The sequence below is a fragment of the Phenylobacterium sp. genome (assembly GCF_036263695.1).
GTDB lineage: Bacteria > Pseudomonadota > Alphaproteobacteria > Caulobacterales > Caulobacteraceae > Phenylobacterium.
The window spans coordinates 1-6,641 of the sequence record NZ_DATAGM010000370.1 but is presented as its reverse complement, the minus strand read 5'-3'; the positions used below and the strand labels follow the sequence as shown (position 1 = coordinate 6,641).

The 6,641-nt window shown below is 68.4% G+C and carries 8 protein-coding genes; 4 read left to right on the top strand and 4 right to left on the bottom strand.

The genetic code is table 11. The features are described 5' to 3' along the window. Window positions 1-270: glucokinase (locus VHK87_RS15075; protein WP_329635711.1), on the top strand; the 270-nt coding region annotated here is incomplete at its 5' end. Then, a complete protein-coding gene (gene eda / locus VHK87_RS15070) occupies window positions 267-890 on the top strand; it encodes a bifunctional 4-hydroxy-2-oxoglutarate aldolase/2-dehydro-3-deoxy-phosphogluconate aldolase (protein WP_329635710.1) in 624 nt (207 codons plus the stop codon). The genes VHK87_RS15075 and eda, both read left to right, overlap by 4 nt. A 146-nt stretch (window positions 891-1,036) precedes the next feature. Here the strand turns inward: eda and VHK87_RS15065 are convergent, their stop codons facing one another. Continuing rightward, the gene (locus VHK87_RS15065; protein ID WP_329635709.1) at window positions 1,037-1,822 is read right to left on the bottom strand and encodes an enoyl-CoA hydratase/isomerase family protein; all 786 of its coding nucleotides are present in this window, start codon (window positions 1,820-1,822) and stop codon (window positions 1,037-1,039) included. Beyond that, window positions 1,819-2,985 (bottom strand): acyl-CoA dehydrogenase family protein, encoded by a 1,167-nt coding sequence (locus tag VHK87_RS15060; protein ID WP_329635708.1) that lies wholly within the window; start codon window positions 2,983-2,985, stop codon window positions 1,819-1,821. Before VHK87_RS15060 ends, VHK87_RS15065 begins: the two co-directional genes overlap by 4 nt. Window positions 2,986-3,079: 94 nt before the next feature. Here VHK87_RS15060 and VHK87_RS15055 point away from each other — a divergent pair, with 94 nt between their 5' ends. Next, window positions 3,080-4,306, top strand: coding sequence for a CoA transferase (locus VHK87_RS15055; protein ID WP_329635707.1), 1,227 nt, complete (start codon window positions 3,080-3,082; stop codon window positions 4,304-4,306). Continuing rightward, complete coding sequence (locus VHK87_RS15050; RefSeq protein WP_329635706.1) at window positions 4,306-4,884, top strand: AAA family ATPase; 579 nt, start codon at window positions 4,306-4,308, stop codon at window positions 4,882-4,884. The genes VHK87_RS15055 and VHK87_RS15050 overlap by 1 nt, the downstream gene beginning before the upstream one ends. Here the strand turns inward: VHK87_RS15050 and VHK87_RS15045 are convergent. Then, window positions 4,881-5,303 (bottom strand): Zn-ribbon domain-containing OB-fold protein, encoded by a 423-nt coding sequence (locus VHK87_RS15045; RefSeq protein ID WP_329635705.1) that lies wholly within the window; start codon window positions 5,301-5,303, stop codon window positions 4,881-4,883. The genes VHK87_RS15050 and VHK87_RS15045 overlap by 4 nt on opposite strands. 2 nt (window positions 5,304-5,305) lie before the next feature. Next, window positions 5,306-6,493: a thiolase domain-containing protein gene (locus tag VHK87_RS15040; protein WP_329635704.1), complete on the bottom strand. Its 1,188-nt coding sequence runs from the start codon at window positions 6,491-6,493 to the stop codon at window positions 5,306-5,308. Between the last annotated feature and the right edge of the window lie 148 nt (window positions 6,494-6,641).

The following is a 6,641-nucleotide window of genomic DNA, read 5'->3' as shown; positions in this document are numbered from 1 at the left end:
GCCCTCGACCGCTTCTGCCAAATCCTCGGCAGCGTGGCCGGCGACCTGGCGCTGACCTACGGGGCCCGCGGCGGCGTCTATGTCTCCGGCGGCATCGCTCCCCGCCTGCTCGACCGCATCTCGGCCGGCGGCTTCCGCGCGCGGTTCGAGGACAAGGGGCGCTTAACGGAGTACGTTAAGGCCATACCCACCTTCATCATGGTCCATCCGTATGCGGCGCTGGTCGGCGCGGCGCGTGAGCTGGAGCAGCTGGAAAGAGGCGGCTTTTGAAGATCGAAGAGGTCCTGGCGCTCGCGCCCGTGGTGCCCGTGCTGACCATCGAGGAGGCCGACCACGCCGTTCCGCTGGCTCAGGCCCTGGTCGCCGGCGGCCTTTACGCGCTGGAGGTCACGTTGCGCACCCCCGCAGCGCTGGAGTCCATCCGCCGCATCGCCCGTGAAGTGAAGGACGCCGTCCCCGGTGTCGGCACCGTCACCAGCCGCGAGCAGCGCAAGGCCGCCGCCGACGCCGGCGCGAAGTTCGCCGTCAGCCCCGGGCTGATCGACGGCGAAGGGCCGGAAGGCCCCATCCCCCTGCTGCCGGGCGTCGCCACCGCCACCGAGCTGATGTGGGGCCTGAAGCACGGCTTTGGCCATTTCAAGCTGTTCCCGGCCAACATCGTCGGCGGGATCGACGCCCTGAAGGCGTTCAGCGGGCCGTTCCCGGACGCGAAGTTCTGCCCCACCGGCGGCGTCGACGCCAAGAACGCGGCCGACTACCTCGCCCTCCCCAACGTCGCCTGCGTCGGGGGCAGCTGGGTGGCGCCCGCCGATGCGGTCCGCGCCGGCGACTGGACCCGCATTACCGAACTGGCGAAGACGGCTTCGGGCCTCAAGGCGAAGGCGGCCTGATTGCTCTTTGACCTCTCCCGATTGCGGGAGAGGGTAGGGTGAGGGCCGAGCCGGCGCAGCCGGCGAGCACAAGCAGCGCAGCGCCTGCGGAGAGTCCCCCCTCACCCAATCCTCTCCCCCTGCGAGAGGGGGAGAGGTCTAGACGCTCACCGCCCCGCGAAATTCCCCACGCGCCGTTCGTTCACCGATCGCACGCCTTCGGCGAAGTCCTCGGTCTTGCGAAGCCAGGCCTGTTCCACGAACTCCCGGTTGGTCGCCTCGCGCACCGCCTTGGAAAGCTCGCCGCGCAGGGTCTTGCGGGTGGCGACGACGGCCAGCGGGGCATTCTCGGCGATCTCGCGGGCCAGCGCGAAGGCCGCGTCCCGCAGCTCCCCCAGCGCGACCAACTGGTCCACCAGGCCCCAGGCCAGGGCCTCGTCCGGCTTCACCCGGCGGCTGGTCAGGAACATCAGGCTCGCGCGGTTGGGGCCGATCAGGCGCGGCAGGGTGTGTGTGAGGCCGAAGCCCGGATGGAACCCCAGCCGGGTGAAGTTTGCCGCAAACCGCGCCTCGTGCGCGGCCACCCGGAAGTCGCCGACCAGCGCCAGGCCCAGGCCCGCGCCGACCGCCGCGCCCTGCACCGCGATCACGATGGGTTTTTCGATCGCGTACAGTCGCACCGCCTCGTCGTAGAGCGGGTTGCCCGTCTCATTCTCGATGCCGTGGTCGCCGTCTCGGGCCACCAGGTCGGCGCCGGCGCAGAACGCCTTGCCCTCGGTGCGCAGGACCGTCGCGCGGCAGCCGGGATCCTTGTCCAGATCCTCCAGCGCGTCGGCCAGCTCGTGCATCAGGGTGACCGAGACGTGGTTGTTGGGCGGCCGGTCGATGACCACCTCGGCGATATGGCCGGGGTGCAGGCTGACCGTGAGGTTCTCGCCGTATCTGTCCTTCATCGCCGCGTCCCCAAGAGGTTGCGCCCCACCACCCATTTGTGGACCTCGGTGGGGCCGTCGTAGATGCGCATGGTGCGCAGCTTGGTGCTCATCAGCTGCAGCGGCAGCTCCTTGGTCATGCCCATGGCGCCGAACATCTGCATCGCGTGGTCGACCACCTCGTAGGCCATCTCGGTCGCGAAGGCCTTGATCATCGAGATCTCGTTGCGCACGTCCTGGCCCCGGTCGAGCTTCCAGGCGCAGTGGTAGGTCATCAGCCGCGCGGCATGGATCTGGGTCGCCGCATCCGACACCCACCACTGGATCGCCTGCCGCTCGGAGAGGGGCACGCCGAAGGTTTTCCGCTGCGGCGCGTACTCGATCATCATGTCCAGCGCCCGCTGGGCCATGCCGATCGACCAGGAGGCCATCTCGATGCGCCGCGTGCCTAGCCGGATCTGCATGGGCGCAAATCCCGCGCCCTCCTGCCCCAGCAGCTTCCAGCCCTCGACCCGGCAGTCCTCCAGCGCCACCTCGTAGGTCGCCGCGCCGCCCACCATCGGGATGCGGCGCAGCACCTTGAACCCCGGGTTGTCGCGGTCGACGAGGAAGGCGCTGATCTCCGGCCTTGCGCCCTCCTTCCTGTTGGTGATCGCCATCAGGATGGTGAAGTCGGCCTCGGCCGCCCGGCTGATCCAGATCTTGCGGCCGTTGATCACCCAGTCGTCGCCGTCGCGCACCGCACGGGTGCTCATGCTCATCGGATCGCCGCCTGCCCCCGGCTCGGAGATGCCGATGGCCGATATGGTCTCGCCGCGGACGTAGGGGGCCAGATAGGCCTCCCGCTGCCGATCGGTGACGGTGGCCATCATCATCCGAAGGTTCGGGCTGTCCGGCGGCAGGGTGTAGGGGGTGACCGACTTCCCCAGCTCCTCGTTGACGCCGACCATGGCCACCGCCGGCAGGTCCGAGCCGCCGATGTCCTCGGGCGCGTCCAGGCCCCAGAGGCCGAGCTCTCGCGAGACCTCGTCCAGCCGTTTGCGCTCGGCTTCGCTCAAGGCGAGGCCGCCGCCGGTCGCCTCACGCTCCAGGACCTTGGGTTCGAGCGGCGTCAGCTCGTCGCGGACGAACCGCGCCACCAAGTCCTTGAGCATCCGGTGTTCTTCGGAAAGCTCGAAGTCCATGCACCCTCCCGTTTGCGGCTTGAGCCGGTCTTTCTGTCATCGTAGCCATGACGAGCGCCGGCGCCAGACCGGTCGGTACAATGGGAGGGAGTAAGTGGTCGCGAAGAAGGAATTGGCCAATGAGGCCACAGGCCCACTGAAGGGCGTCCGTATCCTGGACATGACCAGCGTCGTGTTCGGGGCCTATGCGACCCAGATGCTCGCCGACCAGGGCGCCGAGGTGATCAAGCTGGAGGACCCGGGCTCTTCCCGCGGCGACGGCGGGGACATCATGCGCTGGGCCGGGCACGTGCCGGGCGAGGCGCCGCGGGACATGGGCCCGATCTTCCTGACCATCAACCGCAACAAGCGGTCGGTCTTCCTGGACCTGCGCGATCCCAAGGCGGTGTCCAAGATCAAGCGGCTGGTGAAGAGCTGCGACGTGGTCGCCGCCTCGGTCCGCTACAAGGGACTGCAGCGGCTGGGCCTCGACTACGACAGCGTGAAGGCGATCAAGCCGGACATCGTCTACGTCCACGCGGCCGGCTACGGCTCCGACGGGCCCTATGCCGGCGAGCCGGCATACGACGACCTGATCCAGACCGCCTCCGGCATGGCGGACTTGCTGAACCGCACCGACGGCAACCCGGAGCCTCGCATCCTGCCGAGCCTGATCGCCGACAAGGTCTCGGGCCTGTTCATGGCCCAGGCGGTGACAGCGGCCCTGTTCCACAAGCAGCGCACCGGCGAGGGCCAGTTCGTCGAGGTGCCGATGATGGAGTGCGTCACCAGCTTCAACCTTGTGGAGCACTACTACGACCACGTGTTCGAGCCGCCGATCGGCCAGTGGGGCTACGTCCGGGTGGTCAATCCCAACCGGCGGCCGTTCAGGACCAAGGACGGCTACATCGGGCTTCTTCCGTATACGGACGCTCAGTGGGACCAGTTCTTTGAGATCGCCGGCTGGGGCGAGACCATCGCCAAGGATCCGCGCTTCGCGGACTGGGCGACGCGGGCCCGTCACACCCGCGAGCTATACGGCCTGGTCGAGACCGTGACGGTGGAGCGGACCACGGACGAATGGCTGACGATGCTCAAGCCGCTCAGCATCCCCGTGCGCAAGCTGAACCGCCTGGACGACCTGGAGGAGGATCCGCACCTTCAGGCAGTGGACTTCTTCCAGCAGTACCTCCACCCGGAGGTGGGCTACTACAAGCAGATGAAGCCGCCGGTGAAGTTCTCCAAGACCCCCTCGAACATCCGCCGGCATCCGCCGAGGCTCGGCGAGCACACCGCCGAAATCCTGGCCGAGATCGAGGCGGAGGCGCCCGCCGCCGAGTGATGCGCATCGCGGTGATCGGGACGTCCGGCTCGGGCAAGTCGACGCTGGCCGAGCGGCTGGCCGGCGCGCTGGGCGTTCCCTTCATCGAGCTCGACGCTATCAATTGGCAGCCGGGCTGGGTGGCCCTGCAGACGAAGGACCGGGCGGAGTTCGTCCGGCGGGTCGAGGCCGCCGTCGCCCAGGAGGCCTGGGCGTTTGCCGGCAACTACAGCTCGGTGCGCGACATCGTCTGGGCCCGAGCCACCAACCTGGTCTGGCTGGATTATCCACGCGCGGTGGTCATGGCGCGGGTGATCCGGCGCTCCATCGCGCGTGCGGCGGGTGGCAAGGAGCTGTGGCCCGGCACCGGAAACCGGGAGACCTGGCGCATGTGGCTCAGCCCCGAGCACCCCATCCGCTGGGCCTGGTCGACCTACCACCGCCGCAGGCGCGAATACGCCAAGCGCATCGGCGATCCGAAGTGGGCGCATCTGAAGGTGCACCGCCTGACCCACCCGCGGCAGGCGGATGAGCTGGTGAGGGAGCTGGCGCAATCCTTCCCTCCCCTGAAGAGGAGGGAAGGGCGCTTGCCGCGCTAGACCGGCCGGAAGACCGGGACGGGCGGGCCGCCGTCGGTCTCCTGGAACTTCACCTTCACCCGCATGCCGATCTTCAGGTCGTCGGGCCCGACGTCCACGAAGTTGGTCAGCACCGCCGGGCCCTCGTCGAGAGTGACGTAGCCGATGGCGTAGGGGCCGGTCGGCGAGCGGCGCATCACCGAGTAGGTGTAGATCACCCCTTCGCCGGGGCTCTCCACCCACTCGGTCTTGTCCGAGAAGCAGAATGGGCACAGGGCTCTGGGGTACCAGTGGGCCTGGTTGCACTCGGTGCACGTCTTCAGCAGGAAGCGGCCTTCCTTGGCCGCGTCCCAGAAGGGCTTGCTCTCGACGGTCACCGCCGGGGCGGGGATCTTGCGGCCGAGCTTGGCCGGCCGCTCTTGAGTGGTCGCGTCGGTCATTCCTAAGCCTCCCGTTCCATGATGACGGTCCCCGAGCCGTGGCGGGTGCCGAGCGAGCCGCCCGTGCCGTGGGCGATGGCCAGATCGCAGTTCGGAACCTGGACCTTCGGATGAGCCTCGCCGCGCAGCTGGCGGACCGCCTCGATGACCTTGGTGATGCCGCCCCGGTTGGTGGGGTGGTTGTTGCACAGGCCGCCGCCGTCGGTGTTGAACGGCAGCTTCCCGACGCCGCTGATCAGGTTGCCGTCGGCGACGAACTTGCCGCCCTGGCCCTTCTCGCAGAAGCCCAGGTCCTCGAGCTGCATCAGCACCGTGATGGTGAAGCTGTCGTAGATCGAGGCGTACTTGATGTCGGACGGCTTCACGCCGGCCTCTTCGAAGGCGATCGGGCCGGACCAGACCGCGCCGGAGTGGGTCAGATCCAGGTTGCGCCCGCCCTTCGGGCCCTTGGGCGCCTCGCCGGCGCCGATCACCTTCACCTTTGGGCGGTTCAGGCTCTTGGCGATCTCGGGCGAGGTCATGATCAGCGCGCCGCCGCCGTCGGAGACGACGCAGCAATCCAGTCGGTGCAGCGGGTCGGCGATCATCGGCGAGTTCAGCACGTCCTCGACGGTGACCACGTCACGCAGCATGGCGTGCTCGTTCCACTGGGCGTGGTGGGAGGCGGCGACCTTGATCCAGGCCAGCTGCTCGCTGGTCGTGCCGTACTCGTGCATGTGGCGCATGGCGCACATGCCGTAGGTGTTGTGCGTCGAGCCGCCGTAGATGTTCTCGAAGCCGTTCTCGGGCGCGCCGTCGGTCAGCCCGCCGCCCCCGCCGCCGCCGCCGAAGCGGCCGCCCTGGGCCTGCCTAGGCCGGCCGGCCAGGGTGATCAGGGCCACCTTGCACTTGCCCTCGGCGATCGCCTGGGCCGCGTGATTGACGTGGATCAGGTAGGACGAGCCGCCGGTCTCGGTGGAGTCCATGTGCCGGCAGTTGGTCAGGCCCATGTAGTCGATCATCGACATGCCGCCGAAGCCGGGCGCGTCGCCGGCGCAGAAGTAGCCGTCGATGTCGTCCTTGGTCAGCCCCGCGTCCTCGAGCGCGCCCTTGGCGCATTCGGCGTGGAGCTGCGGCGTGGAATGGTTGGGGGCGTCCCGTAAGGGATGCTCAAAGGCCCCCATGATGTAGGCCTTGCCCTTTATGCTCATGAAATCCCTTCCCTGAATTATCGGCGTCTTTGAATGGCGTACGGCTTAGCCCGTGGGGGGCGGCCGCGAAAGTTCAAATCAAACAGGACTCGTTAGGCCGCCTCGGTCTTCTTGATCCGCGCCTCGCGCAGCGCCGAGCGGCGCACCT

Bases quoted from the DNA above. Each gene is read 5' to 3' on its own strand.
- VHK87_RS15065 (WP_329635709.1), bottom strand. From the start codon at position 1,822: ATGAAGGACAGATACGGCGAGAACCTCACGGTCAGCCTGCACCCCGGC.
- VHK87_RS15060 (WP_329635708.1), bottom strand. From the start codon at position 2,985: ATGGACTTCGAGCTTTCCGAAGAACACCGGATGCTCAAGGACTTGGTG.
- VHK87_RS15050 (WP_329635706.1), top strand. From the start codon at position 4,306: ATGCGCATCGCGGTGATCGGGACGTCCGGCTCGGGCAAGTCGACGCTG.
- VHK87_RS15045 (WP_329635705.1), bottom strand. From the start codon at position 5,303: ATGACCGACGCGACCACTCAAGAGCGGCCGGCCAAGCTCGGCCGCAAG.
- VHK87_RS15040 (WP_329635704.1), bottom strand. From the start codon at position 6,493: ATGAGCATAAAGGGCAAGGCCTACATCATGGGGGCCTTTGAGCATCCC.